The following is a 23,314-nucleotide window of genomic DNA, read 5'->3' as shown; positions in this document are numbered from 1 at the left end:
GTAAGGCTCAATGACAGCGCTCAGGCGTCCTTGAGCAGTTCTCGCGCGATGATCAGCTTTTGTACTTCCGTTGCCCCTTCATAGATCCGAAGCGAGCGAATCTCCCGATACAGACGCTCCACGATGGCGCCCGACACCACCCCTGCACCACCGAACATCTGCAAGGCGCGGTCAATGACCTGCTGCGCCGATTCTGTCGCAAACATCTTCGCCATCGCCGCTTCGCGTGTCGTGCGCTGCCCCTGCACATCGCGCTGCCAGGCCGCGCGATACGTCAGCAAGGCCGCCGCGTCCACCGACGTCGCCATGTCGCCCAGTGCGGCCTGCGTAATCTGGAAGTCCGCGAGCGTCTGTCCGAACATCTCGCGCGACTTCGCGCGCGCCAACCCTTCGTCGAGCGCACGACGAGCAAAACCCAACGACGCCGCCGCCACCGAAGCGCGGAAAATATCCAGCGTCATCATCGCGACCTTGAAGCCCTGCCCGGCTTCGCCAAGGCGCTGCGAGACCGGCACACGGCAGTTCTCGAACTTCAGACGCGCGAGCGGATGCGGAGCACTCACGTCGATGCGCTCCGCGATCGTCAGCCCCGGGGTATTCGCATCCACCACGAAAGCGCTGATGCCGCGCGCGCCCGGCGCTTCGCCCGTGCGAACGAAAACACAATAGAAGTCCGCGATCCCGCCATTCGAAATCCAGGTCTTCTCGCCATTGAGCACATAGTCGTCGCCGTCCAGCGTGGCCGTGCAGGCCATGGCCGCCACGTCAGAACCGGCGTTCGGCTCCGACAGGGCGAACGCCGCGACCGCCTCGCCCGAGGCCACACGCGGCAGATAGCGCTGCTTGAGCGCCTCGCTGCCTGCGAGCGTGATCGCACCGCTGCCCAGCCCCTGCATCGCAAAGGCAAAGTCCGCGAGGCCGTCGTGACGCGCGAGCGTTTCACGCAACACACACAACGCACGCGAATCGAGCTTGTCCAGCGCACCGCCATGACTCGCGGGCACGCAATACTTCAGCCAGCCAGCGCGTCCCAGTTGGCGCACCAGCGCCACGCACGTGGCATCGGTGTCCGCGTGATGATCGACCTTCAGTTCGCGCGAACACCAGGCGTCCAGCTCCGTGCCCAGACGGCGATGCGCGTCGTCAAAAAACGGCCACGCCAGAAACTCGGCGTTGCGTGCATTGTGGGGAGTGATATCGCTCATCGTCTCGCTCGCGTCAGTCGCCCTGGAACACCGGTTTCTGTTTCGCCACGAAGGCGTCGTAAGCGCGACGGAAATCCTTCGTCTGCATGCAGATCGCCTGCGCCTCGGCTTCCGCCTCGATGGCCTCGTCTACGCCCATGTTCCATTCCTGATGCAGCAGCTTCTTCGTCACGCCGTGCGCGAAGGTCGGACCGCAGGCGATCTGATCGGCCAGCGTCTGCGCGGCACTAAGCACCGCGCCGCCGTCGTGCAGCGCATTGAAGAAGCCCCATTGCTGCCCTTCCTCGGCCGTCATCACGCGACCGGTGTAGAGCAACTCCGATGCCCGCCCCTGACCGATCATGCGCGGCAGCAGCGTGCAAGCGCCCATATCGGCGCCCGCCAGACCCACGCGCACGAACAGGAAGGCAGTCTTCGTCTGCGGCGTGCCCAGACGCATGTCCGAGGCAAGCGCCACCATTGCGCCCGCGCCGGCGCAAATGCCGTCGATCGCGCTGATGATCGGCTGCGGGCAGGCACGCATCGCCTTGACCAGATCGCCCGTCATGCGAGTGAAATCCAGCAACTCCGGCATGCTCATCTGCGTGAGCGGGCCAATGATTTCGTGGACGTCGCCGCCCGAGCAGAAATTGCCGCCCGCGCCCGTCACCACGACCGTCTTGATGTCCGTCGCGTAGACCAGCCCGCGAAACAGATCGCGCAGTTCGGCATACGAGTCGAACGTCAACGGATTCTTCTTCTCGGGACGGTTCAGCGTGATCGTGCCGATACTCGGACGCCCTTGCGCGTCGTTCGACACCGACCACAGAAAGTGCTTGGCTTCATAGTTCGCGAACGGGCGCTTGTGATGCGCCATCGTCAGTTTCACGTCGCTCATGGGCCGATCTCCTTGAATGGGTTTGGGATTCGCGCTCAGCCGACGGTGACTTCACCGCCAGCGACCGCGATCGACTGTCCTGTCACGGCACCTGCGCCCGGCTGGCAGAGCCAGAGCACGGTGTCGGCAACCTCCTGCGGCTGCACCAGACGCCCCTGCGGATTGCGCTTGGCCAATTCCGCGCGGGCGTCGTCTTCACTGCGTCCGGTCTTGGCGACAATGTTCGCCACGGCGTCGCGCACGATGTCCGTTTCCGTGTACCCCGGGCAGACCGCGTTGACCGTCACGCCCTTTTTCGCCACTTCGAGCGCCAGCGCACGCGTTAGCCCGACAACACCATGCTTGGCCGCGCAATACGCCGTCACATACGGGTAACCGATCAGCCCGGCGGTACTCGCAACGTTCACGATGCGGCCCCAGCCTGCCGCGAGCATGGCCGGCAGTGCGGCGCCAATGCAGTGAAACGTGCCCGTCAGGTTGACGTCGATCATTTGCTGCCAAAGCGCACTGTCCGTCTTGCCGAACGGCGCGCTGACGGCTTGCCCGGCGTTATTCACGAGGACCTGCACGGGACCGAACCGCTCCGCCGCGCGGGCGAAGGCGGCGTCTACCGCAACAGCGTCGGAAATGTCCGCGCTGACCCACGCGACTTCGCCGTACTCGGCCAATGTCTGCGTGCCGCTGGCGAGCGTGGCTTCGCTGCGTCCGAGCAGCGTCACGCGTGCGCCTTGCGCCAGCAGCGAGCGGGCCACCGCTTCGCCAATGCCGCGCGCGCCTCCCGTCACCAGCGCGTGCACGCCCTTGAGCGATGTCGGCGAACCCGGAGCGGCACTCGCCGCGGTTGTCGTTGACGTCATGAACTGTCCTTATTTACCGATCTGTTGAGCGTAAGCGGCAGCACGCTCCAGATTGGTCTCGTACTGCCGTTTGCCCGCATAGTACTGCGCTGGCCACGGCAAATCCTTGTAGCCGATCCTGGCAGCTTCATGCAGCGTCCAGAACGGATCGGCCAGATGCGGACGCGCCAGCGCACACAGATCGGCGCGGCCCGACGCGATGATGCTGTTCACGTGATCCGCCTCGAAGATCGCGCCAACGGCAATCGTCGGAATCCCCGCTTCGTTGCGCACGCGATCGGCGAACGGCGTCTGGAACATGCGACCGTACACCGGCTTTTCGGCCTTGCTGACCTGCCCCGACGAGCAGTCGATGAGATCCGCACCGGCGTCCTTGAATGCGCGCGCGATTGCGACCGCGTCGTCCGGCGTGATGCCGCCCTCGACCCAATCGTGGGCCGAGATCCGTACCGACATCGGCTTGGCCGAGGGCCAGACATCGCGCACGGCATGGAAGACTTCGAGCGGATAGCGCAGGCGGTTCTCCAGCGAGCCGCCGTACTCGTCGGTGCGCTGGTTCGTGAGCGGCGAGATGAAGCTCGAGAGCAGATACCCGTGGGCGCAGTGCAACTCCAGCCAATCGAAGCCCGCTTCGGCGGCGCGACGGGCCGCTTGCACGAAGTCGTCCTTGACGCGATCCATATCGGCGCGCGTCATCTCGCGCGGCGTTTGCGATACGTCCTCGATGTAGGGCAGCGGCGATGCCGAGATCAGCGGCCAGTTGCCATCGGCGAGGGGCTGATCGATACCGTCCCAGGCGAGGCGCGTCGAGCCCTTGCGACCGGCGTGGCCGATCTGCATGGCGATCTTCGCATCGCTACCGGCGTGCACGAAGTCCACGATGCGCTTCCATGCGTCGCGCTGCGCGTCGTTCCACAGGCCGGGGCACCCTGGCGTGATGCGCGCGTCGGGCGACACACAGGTCATCTCGGCGACGATCATCCCCGCGCCGCCCAGCGCGCGGCTGCCGAGGTGCACGAGGTGGAAGTCGCCCGGCACGCCGTCGACGGCCGAGTACATGGCCATCGGCGACATCACGATCCGGTTCTTGAGCGTGAGTTCGCGCGCACGGAACGGCGTGAACATCGGCGGAATCGCGTGCTGGCCTTCGGCGCGTTTCACCCCGGCCTGCGCCGCGAGCCAGTCCTCGTAGCCTTCGACGTAGGCAGCGTCGCGCACACGCAGATTCTCGTGGGAAATGCGTTGCGAGCGGGTCAGCAACGAATAGGCGAATTGTTCCGGCGAAAAGCGCGCGTAACGCTCGACGGTTTCGAACCATTCGGTCGAGTTGCGGGCGGCGTTCTGAATCTTGAGCACTTCGACGCTGCGGGCGGCTTCGTAATCGGCCAGCACGCCCGGCAGGGCGTCGATACCTTGCTTGCCAAGGCCGTCGGCGAGCGCAATGGAGTCTTCCAGCGCGAGCTTGGTGCCGGAACCGATGGAGAAGTGCGCGGTGTGCGCGGCGTCGCCCATGAGCACGACCGGCACGCGTTTGCCGTCGATATCGCTCCAATGCACCCAGTGCTCGCAGATCACGCGCGGGAAGCGAATCCAGATGGCCGAGCCGCGAAGGTGCTTGGCGTTGCTCATGAGTTCATGGCCGCCAAGGTACTTCGCGAAGAGGTTTTCGCAGAACTTCACGCCCTCTTCCTGACTCATCTGATCGATCCCGTGAGCGCGCCAGACCTCCTCGGGCGTCTCGACGATGAACGTCGAGGTATCGGCGTCGAACTGATAGGCATGCGCCTGAAACCAGCCGTGTTCCGTCTTCTCGAAGGCGAACGTGAAAGCGTCGAAACGTTGATGCGTACCGAGCCAGACAAAGCGGTTCTGGCGCGTATCGATATCGGGGCGGTAGGTATCGGCGTAACGGGTGCGGATTCGGCTGTTCAGGCCATCGGAGGCGATCACCAGATCAGCCTGATAACGGCGGGCGATTTCCTGATCGTCGGACACATCCGTCTCGAAGACCAGTTCGACGCCGAGGGCTTCACAGCGCGCCTGCAGAATGTTGAGCAGCTTCTTGCGGCCGATGCCGATGAATCCGTGACCGCCGGAGGTGATGGTGCGGCCTTCGAAGTGGATGTCGATATCGTCCCAATGGTTGAAGGCGTCGTTGATCTGCGCGGCGCTCACAGGATCGGCTTCCTGGAGGTTGTCCATGGTGGCGTCGGAGAACACCACGCCCCAGCCAAACGTGTCGTAGGGCCGATTGCGCTCGACCACCACTACACGATGGGAAGGTTCGCGCAGCTTCATCAACAGCCCGAAATACAGGCCCGCAGGACCGCCGCCGATACAGACGATATTCATCTCCAACCTCCGGATTCACAGATCGCGTTGCGCTAGCCGACCTTTGTTAAATCGTAAATAGTTTATGCCTAAAATACTAGAGGAAAAAATTTCCGGCGGCAAGGTCGGCAAGCCCCGTCGCCGCAAGGGGAGGGAAAGCCCTTAGACAAGCGATATCGATGCCCGCCGTCGAAGGTCTCCGGAAACGCGAGTTCCCGATTCAAGGTTCCCGGAAACCCGAGTGTCGGGTTCAAATCCCAAAACTCCCACGCCGCCCATCCGCCAGAATCGCCGCCGTCTTGTCATCTGCGTTTCGATTCGACCTCTGGCCTGACGCCAGGGTGTAAGCCCCCCCTGCTGTTGCATGCCCGCCGTGCTCACTGTTGCGCCCTTTCGCCGCATTCGCGCTGGCGTTCGCACCGATCTCCGCTATCGCGGACGCCGTTGCGGACGTGATGACGCGATGCATCGATCCGATCAACAACAAGGGCTGTGCAACCCGTGGCATATCGCGACCCTCAGGTCTCCCCCGCATCTCTCCCGCATCGCGCTCACCAATTTGCGCGTGACATCCACGACACACATCACGCGCGTTACACACCTTGCGTGTCGCATATCGTGTCGCATCCCCCGGCGATTCTGCGATCCGGCGCACTCGCGTGCTGGCTCGCCCTCGCTTGCGCCGCAGCCGCAGCGCAAGCCCCCACCCCGCCGGGGTTCAGCGAGGCCGTCCGGCAAGGCGTTCATGACGAACAGCTAGAGCGCCAGCGCCGCGAAGCCGAGGAGCGCGAACGCCGTGCAGACGCACCGGACGTTCGGCTGCCCTCCGCAACTCAAGGCGCGTCCTCCTTCGATGGCAAAACGCTGGCGGTCGAGTCGCCGTGCGTCGTATTGCGCAGCGTCGCCGTGACCAGGCTCGACGACTCGCCACCTCCGCCATCGTTCGCGTTCGTCGAATCGGCACTTGCCCCGTTTGTCGGGCAATGCGCGGGCGCCGACGGGGTCGCCCGGATCGCCGCCGTGGCGACCGAGGCAATCCTTGCACGGGGTTGGGTCACGACACGCGTGATCATTCCCGAACAGGATCTGGCGCGCGGAGACCTGAAGCTCCAGCTCATCCCGGGGAAAGTCTCGGCGGTCCGCTTCGCCGACCCCGACGTGCGCGGTAGCTGGCGTTCTGCCATGCCGCTACGCGCTGGCGACATGCTCTCGCTCACAGCACTGGAGCAGGGGCTCGAGCAACTCAAACGTATGCCGAGTCAGGACGCCGATATCCGCATCGAACCCGGCGGCATACCGGGATCGAGCGACGTGGTAATCGACGTAAAACGGCAACGCGCCTGGCGTCTGCTGGCTTCCGTCGACAACAGCGGCACGCGCGACACGGGGCGCCTGCAAGGACAGTTGGCCATCGGCATCGACAACCCGCTCGGGTTGAACGACCTGCTGGATGTCGCCGTTCAGCACGACTTGTCGACCGGCGACGACCGGTTCGGCACCAAGGGGGGCAGCGCCAGCTATTCGATACCCTGGGGTTACAACACGGTCTCGGTCTTCGGCAGCACACGTGCGTACTTCCAACGCATTGCGGGCGCCAACGAGTCGTTCGTCTCGAGCGGTCGCAATCAGACGGCAGAACTCCGGATCGAGCGGGTCGTATATCGCGACAGTCTCGGCAAGACGGCGATCGACGCGCGGCTCGGACGCCGCTTCGGCAAGAGCTTCATCGAAGACTTCGAAATCTCGCAGCAGTATCGGAACAACACCTACTTTCAGGCCGGCGTCACCCACCGGCAATACCTCGGCAACGCGCAAGCCGACATCGCACTGAACTACCGGCAAGGCATGCCGTGGTTCGGCGCCCAAGACGATCTGCGCGATCCCGTCACTCGCCAGCCAACACCACAAACCTATCGCTACCGCATGTTCACGATGGATGTGCAGTGGTCCGTGCCTTTACGGATGTCGGCGCTCCCCGCCAGATACGTCGGCATGTTCCACGGCCAGACCACGGCGAATGCGTTATGGGCGGTCGACCAGATCGCCATCGGCGGACGGTACAGCGTGCGCGGCTTTACCGGCGACCAGACCTTGAGCGCCGAGCGCGGGTTCTTCCTTCGCAACGAGTTGCATGTCCCGATCGGCGCCAGTGCACACGCGGTGTACGCCGGCGTGGATTACGGGCGCGTGTTCGGCCCGAGCGCCCGCTTTCTTCCCGGCACCCAACTCGCCGGCGCGGTCGTCGGCCTGCGCGGACAAATCGGCACCTATGGCGGCCCCTGGGGCAATGCCAGTTACGACGTCTTCATCGCCCGCCCCCTCTGCGCTCCCTCCCGATTCCCGACCCATGCCGCTGTTGCTGGCATCTCGCTCGCCCTTCGCTACTGAGTCCCACCCATGAACACACGTTGCTTTCGTCTGATCTTCAGCCATGTCCAACGCCAATGGGTCGCCGTCGGCGAAAACGTTCGCCGTGGGCGTACTCCCGGCAGCGGGCGCACTGCGCGCCGACGGGGGGCGGGTGGCCCGATAGCGTCCACACCTCATCAAAACCTGTTGCGCCCGGTCAGTGCCGCCGTCACGCCCGCACTGGTCGCGCTCGTCGCCCTCGGCTTGCCGGTCACGGCGTGGTCGCAAATTGTCGCTGCCCCCGGGCCGCACGCACCCGGCGTGAGCGTGACGCCCAACGGCCTGCCGCTCGTTAACATCACCGCGCCCAGCGCGGCGGGTGTTTCGCAGAACCAGTATCAGCAGTTCGATGTCCCGACGCAGGGCGCAATCCTCAACAATTCGCACACCATCGTGCAAACGCAGATGGGTGGACTTGTGCCGGGCAATCCCAATCTCACCGGCGCCCCCGCACGCATCATCGTCAATCAGGTCACCGGTGCGCTGCCATCGAGCCTCGCCGGCTATCTCGAAGTCGCTGGGCGTCGGGCCGAAGTCATTATCAGCAATCCCAATGGTCTGACCTGCGACGGCTGTGGCTTCGTCAACACGTCTCGCGGCGTCCTCACGACCGGCATGCCGGTGTTTGGCGGCAGCGGTTCTCTCGACGCCTTTCGTGTCACGGATGGCCACCTGCGCATTACCGGCGCGGGCCTGAACGCCGGCAATCTCGAACATGCCGCCCTGCTCGCTCGCGCCGTCGAGGTCAACGCCGCTGTGCATGCGCAGCAGTTGGACGTCATTGCCGGCCTGAACGACATCGACGCAGCATCATTCGATATCCGCGAGCGCCAGACGTCGTCGGGCACCGCGCCCGCGTTTGCGCTGGACCTCTCCCGACTCGGTGGCATGTATGCCGGAAAGATCCGACTTATCGGCACGGAAGCGGGGGTAGGCGTCAATCTCGATGGGAAAGTCACCGCCAATCGAGGGGCGTTGGTGCTGAACTCGACCGGACAACTTCAGATTGGCGGCAAGCTGCAAGCCCGCGAGGACCTCCGTGTCAAGGCCGCGGGTGACCTGTCAATCAGCGGCGACATCACGGCCGACGGTCAATTGATGCTCGACACCGGGCGGAATCTGCTTAGCGCAGGCAGCCTGCGTGGCGCTCGCGACGTCACGCTCGACGCCGCAGGCACGTGGCGCCACACCGGCAAAGCGTCTGCGGGCCGGCATCTCGTTGCGAATGCTGCGGCGCTCGCCTCGTCGGGCGTCATCGTGGCAGGCGCTAACGCCGATGGGACACGGGGCGCGACGGGGAACATTTCGCTTACGACGACCGGCTTGCTTCAGGCAGGAGGCAACCACACCGCCACCGGCGACATACGGCTGCTTGCAGACGCCATCGACCTGACACGCTCGACGTCGACTGTGCTGTACGGACTCCGGATGAACGCGCGTGGTGGCGTCGTTACGATGGCTCACGCCACAACGCAGGTCGGCGGGATGACGCAGATCACCGCACATCGCGACGTGATTCACGATGGTGCGACGCTGCGCACCTCCGGCCTCGTCCTCGACGGCGCCGGGTTGCGTAACCATCAGGGACGCATCGAGCAGTGGCAAGCCACCGCCCCGCTCCGGATGACCCTGTCCGGTTCGCTGAGCAATCGCGCGGGCCAGATTGTCGCAAACAGCAACGACGTGTTGCTGAGCGCCGGCCAACTCGACAACACGGCGGGCAAGATCGAGCACGCCGGCACGGGCAAGTTCGTTCTCGGCACCGGTACGGTCGAAAACGTGGGGGGTACTGTCGCTACCAATGGCGCCATGTCCATCGAGGCGAACGACTGGCGCAACGATCGAGGCACGCTCTCCGTCAAACAATCGCTAAGCGCAGCTCTGCGTGGCCAGTTGACGAATACGGGCGGGTTGATGCAAACCGGCGGGCTGTTTTCGCTGAAGGCAGACCATATCGAGAACCTCGGCGGGCGCATCCTCGCCCTCGGTAAAGCCGACCTTCACCTGTACGCCGACAAAGGCATCGAGAACGGCCGCCTCGACACCACAGTGGGTGAGATCGCCGGACGCGGCAACGTCCGGCTCGACGCCACCTCGCTCATCAATCACGGCGTCTGGACAACCCAGGGCTCGCTTCTCGCAAACGCCGCAGGCGATCTGCTGAACATTGGCGGACGCATCGTCGCGCGACATCAGGCCGCCGTTGCGGCTCGGGGCGTCTTCGACAACACCCGCGGCACCCTGGCTACCGGCGAGGCCCTGACCCTTGACGCCGACGCCGTCGACAACTCACTCGGCGAGCTTCAGGCGAGTTCGCTTGCCGTGTCCGCCCGGACACTGACAAATCGCTCGGGAAAAATCATCCAGACCGGCACCGGCACACACGATCTGGCGCGTTTGCGTATTGCCGACCGCTTAAGCAATCGCTCAGGTTCGATTCATCTGGCCACGCGCGACGCCACGATCGACATCTCCGAATTCGAGAATGAGAAAGGCACCGTGGCGCACGCCGGGGACGGCGTTCTCCTTGTCAATGGACAGACGGTCGATAACCGAGGTGGACGCATCGGCACGAACGGCGACTTGCGGCTCGATGCCAAATCGGCGGACAACACCGACGGCCGCATGACCGCCATGCGGAACCTGAAGTCGATCGTTGCGGAGCAGTTGAGCAATGTATCGGGAGAACTGGCCGCTGCCGCCGTATCGCTGAACGTTGGCGATACGTTCGACAACCGTGCGGGTTCCGTCGAAGCCAGCGACACGTTGCTGTTGAACGCCGCCCGCGTCAACAACGCCAAAGGCAAGCTGCTGAACAGCGGTCATGCGAGAACGGAGGTCATTGTCCGGAACACGCTGGACAACTCCGACGGCGGATCAGTTGCAGCGAACGCCAATCTCTCGGTCGAGGCAGGCAGTCTGGACAACGCCGACGGCCGTCTGCATGCCGGCGATGCTCTCGCCCTGAAGGTTGCCGCCGACGTCGCCAACCCCGCGGGATACCTCGCGGCGGGCGGCCGCCTGGACGCCGAGATCGGCGGCAGCTTCGCCAACCGCGCCGGTCAGGTGAGCGCCCGCGACGCGTTGCGCATCCGCGTGACCGACCAGTTCGACAACGCCGACGGCAAGGTCGAGGTCAGCGACGCTCGTGGGCGGATGGACGTGTCGGCGCGGGCGCTCGATAACGCAGGTGGCCGTTTTGCCAATGCGGGAACGGGTGCCATCGACATTGCCACCGTTGAGCGGCTGCGCAATCGTGCATCTTCGGGGCGCACGCCGGAACATGCGGGCAGCATCGCGGGTAACGGGGCCATCAACCTACGGGCAAGCGGCATCGACAACATCGACGGCGCACGAATCGCCGCTGGCACATCGCTTTCGCTCATCTCAACCGCAGACGTCGACAACCGGCTAGGGCGTCTGCTAGCCAACGGCGCGCTTGCCATCACTTCGGCAGGTGACATGTCGAACATTGACGGCCGCGTCCATGCAGGCAAGGCGCTGAAGCTGGCGACGAACGGTGGGCTCGACAACACACGCGGCAGCATCGAAACCGCGGGAGATCCATCGATTGGCGGGGACAGCGACCTCAGCGTGCGCGCCGCAACGCTTGACAATACTGACGGCCGGATCGTCAACGGCACTCGGCAGGGCGGCCATCTGTCCATCACCGCCGAAGCGATAGTGAACGCACTGACGCGCGACTCGACGCCAACCTCGATGCCCCATCGCCCCATCGGGCTGATTGGCGGCAACGGCGGCGTTTCGATGACGACGTTCGCGTTGATGAACGGACCGAATGCCCACATCAGTGCCGGGACCGATCTTTCGCTGAGCGTGCGGGACAAGCTCGGCAACGCCGGCACGATGTTTTCCGGCGCGGATATGAGCATCACCTGGCAAGACACCCAGCGAACCCGGGCGTTCGAGAACACCGGAAACGTGCAGGCACGGCGTGACGCGTCCGTCGCGGTCGATGAACTGGATCATCGTTCGGGCGAAATTGCGGTCAACCAGAACCTGAAACTCCGCACCGGCAGCTTGCTCGGCACCGCGCGATTGCGCGCGGGAAATGACCTGAACATCGCGCTGCCGGGCGACTTCACCTACGGCGCCGATCACGGTTGGCAGGCGAACGGCAATCTGACGCTCGACGTCGGCGGCTTGCTACGCGTGCACGGCGCGCTCGGGGCGATCAGGCAACTCACCGTGAGCGCCGCCCATCTCGTCAATGCAGAGCAAGGCCGTATCCGAGGCGGATCGGTTCACCTCAACGTGGCCGGCGACATCACCAACGAGACTCGCATCGACGGCGACGACGTCAGGCTGCGCAGCGTTCGGTTCATCAATACCGGGGCGGTTATCGGCGGTCGAATCCGCTTTGACGGCGAGCGCGTGAGCAACACGGGAGATCGTGCTGTGCTGGCGGCGACGCGAGGACTCGACCTCTTCGCAACCGGCGATGTTCTCAACGAGAACGGCGCGACGCTATACAGCCTTGCCGACCTGCGCATCGCCGCTGGCGAAGCGCGCGATGACCAGGGATTCCTGACGCAGCAGTCAGAACGATTCATCAATCGGTCGGCCGTTGTAGAGGCCGGTGCAGACGTCGATATCGCGACACGCGAGTTCGTGAACGATCGAAGCTTCGTCAACTTTGTGCGGGGTGCGCAGGAAGAGGAAACGCGTCAGGTCCGCGATCTGTGGATTGCCGGTTATGTGGCCATCCCTGACGCCGACAGCCGCGCGCGATGCGCTGCGGGTGGCGGCACGTGTCAGGAGCTACCGACGATGCATGAAAGCCACAGCCTGAGCGTCGACGGTGAGCCGGCGATGATTCGGGAGTTCTTTAAGTCCACCGACTCTGACGGCAAGGAGATCACGCTCTCCCGTATTGTGCCCAACCCCCGAAATCAGGCTTTCACGCAATGGCGTTGGTCTCGGGAAGCCCGCGCCGCACTCTCCAGCGAGAAGTTAAATGCGGTGGGCAGTCCCATTAGCGTCACGATTCCGAAACACGGGCTGACGGCGCTCGATGTCGACGCCAATACGTTCTCGCTGAAAAAACCCATCGTCGAGGTGTACAACCGAATCGGCTACCCGGGAGAATACGACACCCGCACCATCACCCAACGCGCCGTTCAGCATTTCGAGGTCATTCACGACGACGGCCAGGGTAACTGGGTCATTCAGTTCTGGCCCGATTTCGACCCGGCGGTGCATATTCGCCCGACGGTAGTCGATCAGTCGAGGAGCACCATCACCGGTGCTGTCGACGAAGGCGCGCGCATCTTCCGTCGCGGCTATGGCATTCCCGACAATCGCGACCACAACGAATTCCGCCGTTACATCACGACCCACACCAAGACCGATGTCCTGGGCGACGTTGCCGACCCGGCCATCCTCACGTCGCAAGGCACGATTCGTCTGAACGTCGACAACGGCACCGCATTGAATCATGCAGCGACGATCAGTGCCGGCGGCAACATTCACGTGCGTGGCAATGGCGCTCAGATCACGAGCCGCAGCATCGGGCTGGAGCGCGTGGAACGCACCGAGCAATCGTCCGATCTGTATTGGCACGAAAAGCGGGGAAACAGCGACCGTTCGATCATTAACGTCAAATTCGATGTCGCCGAACGCCGATCCATCGTAGGCGGTCTTCAAAGCGTGATCTCGTCGAACGGGACCACCCACCTTCGTGGCCGCGACATCACGATTGAAACGGCGACGGTTGACGGGACCGTCATCGGGAGCCGTCAAACGGATAGCGATGTCGGTACGTCGCAACGCGTTGCCGTCGACGCCGGCCAGGCAACCGTCTCCACGGGCAAGCCTGCGCCAGTCGGCACGCCGGTTGCTACGCCCATCGTGCCTGACGTTTCAGGTGCCCTGCAAACCCTCGACACGGCTTCCGCCGGCATGCCCGGGCTGACGCTTCCACGCAGCGTCCTCTTCAGCGTAGTCGAGACGCCCGACCACCCGTACCTCGTGGAGACCGACTCCCGATTTACCGACCGTGGCACCTTCGTCTCCAGCAACTACATGCTGGATCTTCTCGGCATAGCCCCTGCCAGTGTCGAGCGCCGCATCGGCGACGGCTTCTACGAAGCGAAGCTGGTGCGCGAGCAGATTCTGGAATTGACCGGACGCGCCTCACTGAACGGTCACGACAGCGGCGCATCGGCAGCCATCGATGCGGAATTCCGGACGCTTCTCGCGCAAGGTGCGAGAGCGGGCCGCGATCTGGAACTCCGCGTGGGCATTCGCCTGACGCCTGAGCAGATGCGGGCCCTCACCGACGACATCGTCTGGTTGGTCCGCCAGACGGTGACGCTGCCCGATGGCACGTCCACCACGGTTCTGGTGCCGACGGTATACCTCGCGCATGGCAAGCGCGTCGTGATGCAACCCGGCGGCGCGTTGGTGACGGGGCGAGACGTCATCGTCGAGGCAACGAATCAGGTCAGTAACAGCGGCCAGATCGTTGGCGATTCAAGCACGCGAATCCGCGCGTTCGACGTTGAGAATCGCGGCGTGATCGGTGGCTCGGGAGGTATCGGCGGGTCTGCTGAAAAAAGCGAGGCTGGCGCGGTCGACGTCATCGCGCAGCGTGATTTCAGGAATATCGGCGGCGAGATCGCGGGCGAGCGCGTTCAGGTCACAGCGGGACGCGATGTTGTTGTCACAAGCGAGCGTCGCACCAACGAATGGGTCAAAGATTCCCAGAGCGGCAAGACCACGACCATCGAATCGCTGGGCCACGTCGATGCGCGAGACGGCGTGGTGATTACCGCCGGTCGGGACCTCTCCGTCACCGGCGCGGCGATCGACGCTGGGAACAACGTCGATCTCGCTGCCGGGCGCAACCTGTCGCTAGGAACGATAGCGTCGGGTCGCGAATTCGGCGGCGGATCGAGCGAGAGTCATAGTCGGACTCAAGTCACGGAAAACGTCTCATCCGCCATTCATGCGGGAGGCGACGCGACCTTCATGGCCGGACGCGACGTTTCTGGCACCGGTGCCGACGTCGATGCAGGCAAGCGTGTCGTGATCGCTGCGGCAAGAGATGTCGAGATCGGTGCGGCGATCGACACCGTCACGGACACGGCACGCGTGAACGGCGACACCTACGCGGCGACGGTCGATTCCTATGCGGAAAGCGTACAAGGCAGTCGAATCCGCGGGACAGGCGGCATTGGCATTGCCGCAGGGCAAGCCGAGGCCGTTGGACGACTGCTGAATGAACGCGGTGTCACCGCCTATGTCACGAGCGGCGAAGGTACGCCCGGCGATGTCAAGATTCTTGGCGCCTATCTGAGCGCCGGCCCGAGCGATGACAAGGTGTCCGGCACAAAGCCATCTTCGAACGCGGCAGGCACTGCGGACCTCAAGATCATCGCGACCGGAGACGTGACGGTCGGCGGCGCCTCAGCCCGATATGACGACACGCGCTGGTCGCAAAGCACCCGTAACGGCCTGCTCTCGTCCACGACGGAGGAAAGCTACCGCGACAGCCACGGCACCCGCACGACGGGCAGCACGCTCTCAGGCGACGCCGTCACGATTGCGGCAGGCCGCGACGTCACCATCACCGGGTCGCAAGTCGTCGCGGATGGCGACATGACCCTCGGCGCAAAACGCAACGTGACGATCGCGTCTGCCGCCGACGAGAGCAACTCGCTGAGCGTGACGGAAAAGACGACGACGGGTGTCTTTGGCAGTGGCTTCAGCGTCACCATCGGCAGTCGATCCGAGAAGGAGAAGCAGCGGCGCGAGGACGTGAGCCAGACGGGCAGTGTCGTTGGCTCGATCAGCGGCGATGTGGCGATTCGCGCAGGCGACGACTATCAGCAAGAAGGCAGCACGGTCGTTGCGCGCGACGGCGATGTGAATATCGCGGGAAAACGCGTTTCGATTACGGAGAGCGCGGAATCCGAGCAGCGCGTGCATGAGCGGGAGGTGAAGCAGGCGGGATTGACGATCGCCGTATCCAGTCCGCTGCTCGACGCAGCCCAGACCGTTGGCCAGATGAGTAAGGCCGTGAGCAAGGTCGACGACGCTCGCATGAAGGCCCTCGGTGTCGCGGCGGGCGGACTCGCAGTGAAGAACGCTGCCGATTCAGTCAAGAACCTCAAGGATGCGGCCAACGTCAACGTCTCGATCACGGTGGGTGGATCGAAGCAGACGAGCCGCGAGACCAATGACAGCACCACGTCTAACGGCTCGGCGGTTCGTGCGGGCGGTAACGTAAGCGTCACGGCCACCGGGGACGGCGATCAATCGTCGCTGCTCGTGCGCGGTAGTGAGATCGCCGCCGGGAAGGACGTCAAGCTCACGTCTGACGGCACGCTCGACATCCTCGCGGCCAAGGACACCTCAGAACACCACCGCACATCCTCCGGCGTGTCCGGCGGTATCGGGCTGGGTATTTCCCTGGGCGCCAATGGCTCGTCGATGGGGGTGACGGCCAACGCCAGCGCGTCGCGCGGCAAAGCGGACGGCAAGGACGTGACGCAACGCAACAGCCATATCGTGGCGGGCGGCGCCGCAGAGATTGCTTCAGGCGGCGACACCAATATTCGGGGTGGGACGGTGGTTGGCGAGCGGGTCGTCGCCGATATCGGTGGCGATTTGAACATCGAAAGCCTGCAGGACACGAGCGTCTATGCGTCCAAGGATCAATCGATTAGCGGCAGCGCCACGGTCGGTCTGGGTAGCGCGGGTGGCGCATCCGGCAGCATCAACGTCAGCCATCAGCAGATCAATAGCGATTTCGCGAGCGTGACGGAGCAGTCGGGGATCAAGGCGGGCGACGGCGGTTTCGACGTCACCGTCAAAGGCAACACTGATCTGACCGGCGCCATCATCGCGTCGACCGATAAGGCGGCTGATGAGGATAGGAACCGTCTGAAAACTGGTTCGTTGACGACGCGCGACGTTGAAAACCACGCAGAGTACGACGCCTTCGGTATCAGTCTGGGTGGCGGTTTCAGCGCGGGTGGCGGGGAGAACGCCAAGGTCGGCACGGACCAAAAGGGCGACGCGCAGACCGGCGCTAACGCCACGCCCGGCAGCGAACTGCCGAAGACGGGGCCGGTGAGCATTAAACCACCGGTTGTGGTGGCGGCGGGCGACAGCGCGTCGAGCACGACCCGCAGTGGCATCAGTGCGGGCGTGATCGAGATCACCAACGAGGCGAGCCAACGCGAGCGAACTGGACAGACGGCAGAAGAGACCGTGGCTGGCGTCAATCGCGATGTGTCATCCGACCGGGATGGCAGCGGTGCCCTCACCAACAAATTCGACAAGGAGCAAATCGAAACCAGCTTCGAAATCATGCAGACGTTGCAACGCGAAGTCGGCACGTTTGTGGGGAATCGGGCTAAGGAGGCTGATGAGCTGAAAAAAGCGCGGGATAAGGAGACGGATCCGGCCAGGCGGGCCGAGTTGGACGCACAACTGGTCGACGCGCAGAAATGGGGTCCTGGTGGCGATTACCGCCGTATCGTCACGGCAATTGTCGCCGCTGCCGCAGGGAACGTGACGGCTGGCATGGGCGACATGGTCACGCGCGGCGCAGTGAATTACCTACAGAGCTTGGGCGCAGAAAAGGTCAAGGCAATTGCCGACGAATTGAATAGCGAGACGGCACGTGCGGCCTTGCAAGGCATCGTGGGTTGTGCGGGAGCGGCGGCCTCAGGCGGAAACTGCGGCGCGGGAGCGATGGGTGCGTCGGCGAGCGTCGTGCTCAACAACCTTCTGGGCAAGGCAGGCGAAAAGTCCGGCAAAGACTTGAGTGCAGAGGCAAAGGAAACTCACGCGAATCTGGTGACAAGCGTGGTGGCGGGGATTGCTGCCGTTTCGGGAGGCGATATCGCTACGGCTACCACCAGTGCGAAAATCGAAGTTGAAAATAATTACCTAAACGAAAAAGAAGCGCGAGATCTCGATAGGGAATTTTCTTCGTGCAAAACATCAGGCGGAAATTGCAAGGAGGTTATTGAGAAATATATCGGCATCAGCAACAAAAACAGCAAAGAATTGACTGAAGCGTGCGCTGGTGGCGGTGTGGCTTGTGTAACGTGGGAGGAACTTATTCGAGCCAGCACAAGTGTCGCGATAGACGAGAACGGATTTCAGGTGAGAATGAGTGAAAAAATGAAAGACTCCGGAGCATCAGCGTTGGTCGAATATCTTAATAGCAAGGATCTAAAGTTCTTGAAAGACAATATATCGACAACGGACAGGGTTCTTTCAGTGGTTGGCGACCCCACAAATTGGCCGGTGATTGTGATGAGCGCGAAATCTTTTATCACAGGAGCGAGCGGGAAGGAGAAATTGATTGCTGCAGGCGTCACCAGCGGGACAAGTGCTGCGATTCAATATGGCATCAATAAAAATGTCAACCTAACAGATCTCATTGGATCTGCCGTCATCGGATCAATAACTGCAAGCAAGGGTTACAACACGACTGTGACGTGGAACGCGGTGGGTGGTTACTATTCTGCCGAAATAAAAGGCGACGACCCGTTTATCGCAGGATTATTAAGTGGCGCTGGCGCATCCACTGGCTATGCCGTTGGCAACGTTATTAAAATACCTATGGACAAAATTATGAACCCGATATCAAAGCAGTACGAGTGGGTCCCCACAGGATTTTGGACAATCACAAAACCAGTCCCTCAGCACCCACTTCCATCCATATCAGGCAATATCGCCGACTCAATCACTTCAGAAATAATGCAAAATAAAATCAAAAATCTATCCGACAATTAACCCATGATAAGCAAAAAATCTATTTTCATATTACTTTATTTGTGCACATCAATTCCAATTGGACTTTTTGTTGCCGGAATAGCCTCCGGAATTTTAACATCACTAATAATTTGGGACCCAAAACACAGCTTCCCATTTTCCACAAATGAAGTATACCAATACCTAAAAATATCATTAGTAGGAATTCCAACCGGAATGGTCTTATGGTTTTTTTATTACAGGAAAATATAAACACAAATATTTATCAAAAAAAATAAGCCACCCCAACGCCAAAACACACAAAAAACCACCACAAATCAATAAATTAAATACAAACAATTTAAAAATCATTCCACTCACAGTATATTTACAACCCTCCAAAAATGGGATGCCGAACACTTGCAAAACAGAAGAAAACAATAAAAAACAACTCAACAATAAAATTGGCAGCAGATCGCTGGTCAAAAATTTCTACAAATATGGATTTTCTCCATGGATGCAAAAAAATTCACAATGACTCAAAAAATCTTGATTACTTCGGCAGCGGCTTTTTTATTGTCGGCATGCGTCAATACGCATCTTCCTGCCATCAGCCAACAATATGACCCATCCAACTCGGCACGCATCCGCTTATTCGGACAGAATGGAAAATCGACGTCCATGACGGTCGAAGTTTCCCAAGGAGAATTTGTTGAAGTGAACGTTGGCGGCAGCACGGGAGATGCATTTAGCTCATTTTTCGGAACAGTGAAAAATGAAAGCATCGGCATTAGCGAAACCGAGAACACGAAGAATATTCAACAGAATAGCGATCTACTTTCAAAGATATTTTATCGAGAGTTTGTCATCCCTGCCGGACGCGAATTGCAAGTCAAAAATTCGTTTATCACGGTTGGTAATTTTTTTCATAATCCCGACGGATCCATCAAGAGCATAAAGAATAAAAAACGTTGCTCAAGCGAGATTGTTAGCTTCGTTCCTAAACCAGGAAAAGACTACGAAGTGGGCTCCTATAGCAATGGACGAGAATGCTCGGTCATGGTTTTCGAAATCCGCAATCAGGAAGGAACCACATTATTAAGTCCTATTGAAATCAATTAGAACATTCGGAACGATCGACGTTTGCGCCCCCCCAAAGATTGACCGGCGCATGGCGATGTTTCGACTCGCGCAGACAACGGCACCAGCGAGACTACAGCACGGTCATCGCGCACGATGGTGACAAACGTCGCGGGCAAATGCGCTTCCATAGCGGAGAATGAAACACCTCTTTCCCACTGGGCGGCTCGGCTCAAACGCTTCGGCGCCGCCCCACTTATCAGACAAGTACCAAAGCAATCTACGGCCGACACCTGATGGGTTTGGGAGATCCACCACGTCATCATCGACATTGGTTTCCGCCGGAAAGAATCCTGAGAACGCTGCCCACCCCAAGCAAAAGGCTCTCGCGAGCCAATAACGTCAAGTGAGGAATGCGATGCACGAGTGCCCGATCCCCGATTCCGTGATGTACGACGAGGACGCCGTAGAGATGCTCCGCGTCTGGACCGCAGATCAGACGATGTACTGCTCAATGAAAATCGGGATGTATCAGGAATCGAAACTGTTGTCGGAAGAGGCCATCTGGGGCGTGATTCTCGCCGACGTCGCCCGGCAGGTATCGACCACACTGCAACAAAACTATCCGCGCACAGATACCGACTCGCTGACCCTCGTTCGGGATCACTTCCTTCAGGAACTCAGCACCCCTACCGCAATACCAAGCGACAGCGCGTCACAGCAACATCACTAAAGCCCCACCCCCTCCCCCGCTTCAAAGCAGGAAGGCGCCACGCCGGCCTCGCGCGTAACCCTCACACGCAACGCCGTCGAGCGCCTCCCCCCGGGCTTTCCAGCCCACCCTTCACGCTATCAACGCGCCCCCATCCGCGCCCTGGCGATCAGCAGCGTCGTCAGACTGATCACCGCACCCATCATCAGATACAGCCCCGGCGCCAGCTTGTTGCCCGACGCCGCAATCAACCACGCCACCGCCAACGGCGTGAAGCCGCCGAAGATCGTCGTGCCGAGGTTGTAGCCAACGGCCATGCCCGTGGCGCGCGTGCGCGTCGGGAACAGCGACGACATCAGTGCCGGTATCGGCGCAAAGTACACCGCCTTCAACGTGCCGACCCACAGCATCACCACCATCATCGTCGCCAGCGACGCATGAGCGTTCATGAAAGCAAACGCCGGATACACCGTGCACAGGAACAACACCCCGGCCACCAGCATGATGCGAACCCGCCCGACCTTATCCGACCAATGGCCGACGAAGGGCGTCAGCGTCATGATCACGAAGCCCGTCACCAGCGTTGCAATGAAACCTTGCGACGGCGGTAAACCCAGCTGTTTCGTGGCATACGTCGGCATGTACAAGATCATGTAGTTCGCCGTCGTCGTCAGCACCAGCGCGCCGATAGACACCAGCAAACGCGATTTCTGCGTCGCCAAGACCTCCCATACCGGCGATTTGCCCGCGTCACCCTCTTCTGCCCGCGCAGCACTCTTGCGTGCGACGTCGCGCTCGAACGCAGGCGTCTCGTCCACATACTTCCGGATGTACAGCCCGATCGGGCCGACCAGCATCCCGAACAGGAACGGAATGCGCCATCCCCAGGATTCGAGTTGCGGCTGCGTCAGCGCACCCGTGAGGACCGCCCCGAACGCCGACGCCAACAACGTGCTCGCCCCCTGACTCGCAAACTGCCAGCTCGACATGAAGCCCGGCCGGTTCGGCACATGCTCGACGAGAAACGCTGTCGAACTGCCAAACTCGCCGCCCGCCGAAAACCCTTGCATCAGCCGCGACACGAAGATGCCGATCGGCGCCCATACGCCAATCGCCGCATAGGTCGGCATGAACGCGATAAGCCCGGTGCCCACAGTCATCATCGCGATCGATAGCATCAACGACGCACGACGCCCGTGACGATCCGCATACGCCCCCAACACGAAGGCTCCGAGCGGACGCGCCAGATACGACAACGCAAACGTTCCCAGGGCCATCAGCAACGACACGGTCTCGTCGTGTGCGGGAAAGAACAGCTTCGAGATCGTTACCGCAAAGTAGCCGTAGACGATCAGGTCATACCATTCGAGCGCGTTCCCGATGGACGTCGCGACAATCAGCTTGTAGACGGGCACATCCGTGCGCGCGCCCTCCTTGTCGGCGCTCGATGCGCCGTTAGTCTGGCCCGCCCCGGCGGCGGCAGCGGTGCTGTTCATCGCGGCTTCCCCTCTTTGAGGTCCACATCCCCCAGATCCCAGAACAGCCCCGCCATGATCTGCAACGCCTCACGCGCGACCGATCCGAGCAAATGCTCGTCCGGCGCGTGCTGCGAGCATGCCGGGTACGAGTGCGGCACCCACAGCGTGGGCAGGCCGAGCACATCCGCGAACACGTCGTTCGGCAGTGTGCCGCCGAGATTCGGCAGCAGTACCGGCGGCTTGCCGGTCGTCTCTCGCATCGACGCGAGTGCCCACTGTACCCATGGGTCTTCCGGGTCAAGGCGCGTCGCCATCACACCACGCTCGACTTCGACCTCGACCATCGGGAAGCCATGGGCGTCCAGATGCGCACGCATGATCTCGCCGAGCCGCTCCCAATCGGTGCCGACAACGAAACGGATCTGCATATGCGCATAGGCGTAAGACGGAATGGCATTGACGGGCTTCTCGGGGTTGCCCGTCTTGAACGCCAACACCTCGATGTTGTTCCAGCCGATCACGCGCTCGGTCGGTGTCAGGCCCGGCTCGCCGTAGTCCACGTCGACTTCGGGATCGTTCGGCCCACCGCCAACCTCCAGCCCGGCGAGCGCGCGCCGCACCGACGCGGGCATCTCGGGCGGACGAAGCCCTTCCACAAGGATCTTTCCGTTCCCATCGACAATCGACGCAATCGCGTTCGCCAGCACGACCCCCGGATTGCGCAACAGCCCGCCCCAGTTGCCCGAATGGTGACCTCCTTCGCGCAAATTCAGGCTGAGCTTGAAATTGACCAGACCGCGCGAGCCCAGGAACACCGTGGGACGCTCCGCCGCCAATCGCGGCCCGTCGGAAGCGATCAGCACATCGGCACGCAACTCGTCGCGCAATTGCTCGCAAATCGCGTGCAATCCCGGCGAGCCCATCTCCTCGCCCATCTCCACAATCATCTTCACGTTGTAGCCAAGCTTGCCGCCACGCAACGCCAATACCTCCGACAGCGCCGCCAGATTGATCGTGTGCTGGCCCTTGTTGTCGGCGGTGCCGCGTCCGTACCAGCGGTCGCCCTCCACCACGATCTCCCATGGCTTGAGCCCGTCGCGCCATTGCGCGTCGTAGCCCCGCACCACGTCGCCATGCCCATAGGTAAGCACCGTCGGCACGTTGTCGCTCTCATGGCGTTGCGCGATCAGGAACGGCCCGCCGCCCGGCACCGGATTGGGCACGATGCGCGACGTAAAGCCCAGCGCCGCGAGCGCAGGTGTCATTTCCTCCGAGAGATAGGCGTGCAGCACATCGCCGCTGTCCGCCTCCTGACTCTCGGTCTTGTAGGCAACGCGACGGTTGAGGGTATCGAGGAACGCGCCCGAATCGTATTGGGCGGTGGCTTGGGAAATCGCTGCGCTACGTGTCACTGCTTGTCTCCAGATGGCTGATGAGGGCACGGCGGCCTTGTCTCGCACATCACTGCGACGCGTGTCGGTAGCACGCTGCGGCACAACCGTTCAGGCCATTCTAGGAGCGGGTATTTTTGACAACAATGATAATATTTCGAAGGTTTCTTTGCCGTTTCGGCAAAGCAAAATCCCGGCCGAACACGGACTCGGCCGCCCCCTTCCCCTTTCGTCATC

At 61.8% G+C, this 23,314-nt stretch carries 10 protein-coding genes; 4 read left to right on the top strand and 6 right to left on the bottom strand.

The genetic code is table 11. From position 1 onward, the window contains the following. Positions 1 to 20 precede the first annotated feature (20 nt). From PI93_RS11460 to PI93_RS11445, 4 genes are read right to left on the bottom strand one after another with little or no spacing between them, the layout of a single operon-like run. Positions 21 to 1,205 carry an acyl-CoA dehydrogenase family protein gene (locus PI93_RS11460; protein ID WP_039368961.1) on the bottom strand — a complete coding sequence of 395 codons (1,185 nt, stop codon included), beginning with the start codon at positions 1,203 to 1,205 and terminating at the stop codon, positions 21 to 23. Positions 1,206 to 1,218: 13 nt separating this feature from the next. Further along, a complete protein-coding gene (locus tag PI93_RS11455; protein WP_039368963.1) occupies positions 1,219 to 2,082 on the bottom strand; it encodes an enoyl-CoA hydratase family protein in 864 nt (287 codons plus the stop codon). 35 nt (positions 2,083 to 2,117) lie between these two features. After that, positions 2,118 to 2,939, bottom strand: coding sequence for an SDR family NAD(P)-dependent oxidoreductase (locus tag PI93_RS11450; RefSeq protein WP_052240582.1), 822 nt, complete (start codon positions 2,937 to 2,939; stop codon positions 2,118 to 2,120). 9 nt (positions 2,940 to 2,948) lie between these two features. After that, complete coding sequence (locus PI93_RS11445; protein WP_039368964.1) at positions 2,949 to 5,291, bottom strand: bifunctional salicylyl-CoA 5-hydroxylase/oxidoreductase; 2,343 nt, start codon at positions 5,289 to 5,291, stop codon at positions 2,949 to 2,951. Positions 5,292 to 5,888: 597 nt separating this feature from the next. Between PI93_RS11445 and PI93_RS11440 the strand changes: the two genes are divergently transcribed. From PI93_RS11440 to PI93_RS11425, 4 genes are all read left to right on the top strand, one after another. Continuing rightward, positions 5,889 to 7,658, top strand: a complete 1,770-nt coding sequence (locus tag PI93_RS11440) for a ShlB/FhaC/HecB family hemolysin secretion/activation protein (protein ID WP_236105595.1) — start codon at positions 5,889 to 5,891, stop codon at positions 7,656 to 7,658. 9 nt (positions 7,659 to 7,667) lie between these two features. Further along, positions 7,668 to 18,458: a hemagglutinin repeat-containing protein gene (locus PI93_RS11435; RefSeq protein ID WP_080759125.1), complete on the top strand. Its 10,791-nt coding sequence runs from the start codon at positions 7,668 to 7,670 to the stop codon at positions 18,456 to 18,458. Positions 18,459 to 18,929: 471 nt separating this feature from the next. Then, entirely contained in the window at positions 18,930 to 19,538 is a 609-nt protein-coding gene (locus tag PI93_RS11430; RefSeq protein ID WP_144400435.1) for a hypothetical protein, read from the top strand. 406 nt (positions 19,539 to 19,944) lie between these two features. After that, positions 19,945 to 20,229 (top strand): DUF5076 domain-containing protein, encoded by a 285-nt coding sequence (locus PI93_RS11425; RefSeq protein ID WP_158453291.1) that lies wholly within the window; start codon positions 19,945 to 19,947, stop codon positions 20,227 to 20,229. Positions 20,230 to 20,348: 119 nt separating this feature from the next. Here PI93_RS11425 and PI93_RS11420 read toward each other — a convergent pair whose 3' ends face one another. Together PI93_RS11420 and PI93_RS11415 are read right to left on the bottom strand one after the other, a co-directional pair. Continuing rightward, positions 20,349 to 21,704: an MFS transporter gene (locus PI93_RS11420; protein ID WP_039375871.1), complete on the bottom strand. Its 1,356-nt coding sequence runs from the start codon at positions 21,702 to 21,704 to the stop codon at positions 20,349 to 20,351. Then, positions 21,701 to 23,098 (bottom strand): M20 family metallopeptidase, encoded by a 1,398-nt coding sequence (locus tag PI93_RS11415; RefSeq protein WP_039375874.1) that lies wholly within the window; start codon positions 23,096 to 23,098, stop codon positions 21,701 to 21,703. The genes PI93_RS11420 and PI93_RS11415 overlap by 4 nt, the downstream gene beginning before the upstream one ends. Positions 23,099 to 23,314: the final 216 nt, after the last annotated feature.

Source organism: Pandoraea fibrosis (assembly GCF_000807775.2).
GTDB classification, from domain to species: Bacteria; Pseudomonadota; Gammaproteobacteria; order Burkholderiales; family Burkholderiaceae; genus Pandoraea; species Pandoraea fibrosis.
The sequence above is the reverse complement of the archived record's forward strand: the minus strand, read 5'-3'. Positions and strand labels throughout refer to the sequence as shown.

What these genes read in the sequence shown, in the direction of transcription:
- PI93_RS11460 (WP_039368961.1), bottom strand. Translation starts at nt 1,205, where the DNA reads ATGAGCGATATCACTCCCCACAATGCACGCAACGCCGAGTTTCTGGCG.
- PI93_RS11455 (WP_039368963.1), bottom strand. Translation starts at nt 2,082, where the DNA reads ATGAGCGACGTGAAACTGACGATGGCGCATCACAAGCGCCCGTTCGCG.
- PI93_RS11450 (WP_052240582.1), bottom strand. Translation starts at nt 2,939, where the DNA reads ATGACGTCAACGACAACCGCGGCGAGTGCCGCTCCGGGTTCGCCGACA.
- PI93_RS11445 (WP_039368964.1), bottom strand. Translation starts at nt 5,291, where the DNA reads ATGAATATCGTCTGTATCGGCGGCGGTCCTGCGGGCCTGTATTTCGGG.
- PI93_RS11435 (WP_080759125.1), top strand. Translation starts at nt 7,668, where the DNA reads ATGAACACACGTTGCTTTCGTCTGATCTTCAGCCATGTCCAACGCCAA.
- PI93_RS11430 (WP_144400435.1), top strand. Translation starts at nt 18,930, where the DNA reads ATGGATGCAAAAAAATTCACAATGACTCAAAAAATCTTGATTACTTCG.
- PI93_RS11425 (WP_158453291.1), top strand. Translation starts at nt 19,945, where the DNA reads ATGTACGACGAGGACGCCGTAGAGATGCTCCGCGTCTGGACCGCAGAT.
- PI93_RS11420 (WP_039375871.1), bottom strand. Translation starts at nt 21,704, where the DNA reads ATGAACAGCACCGCTGCCGCCGCCGGGGCGGGCCAGACTAACGGCGCA.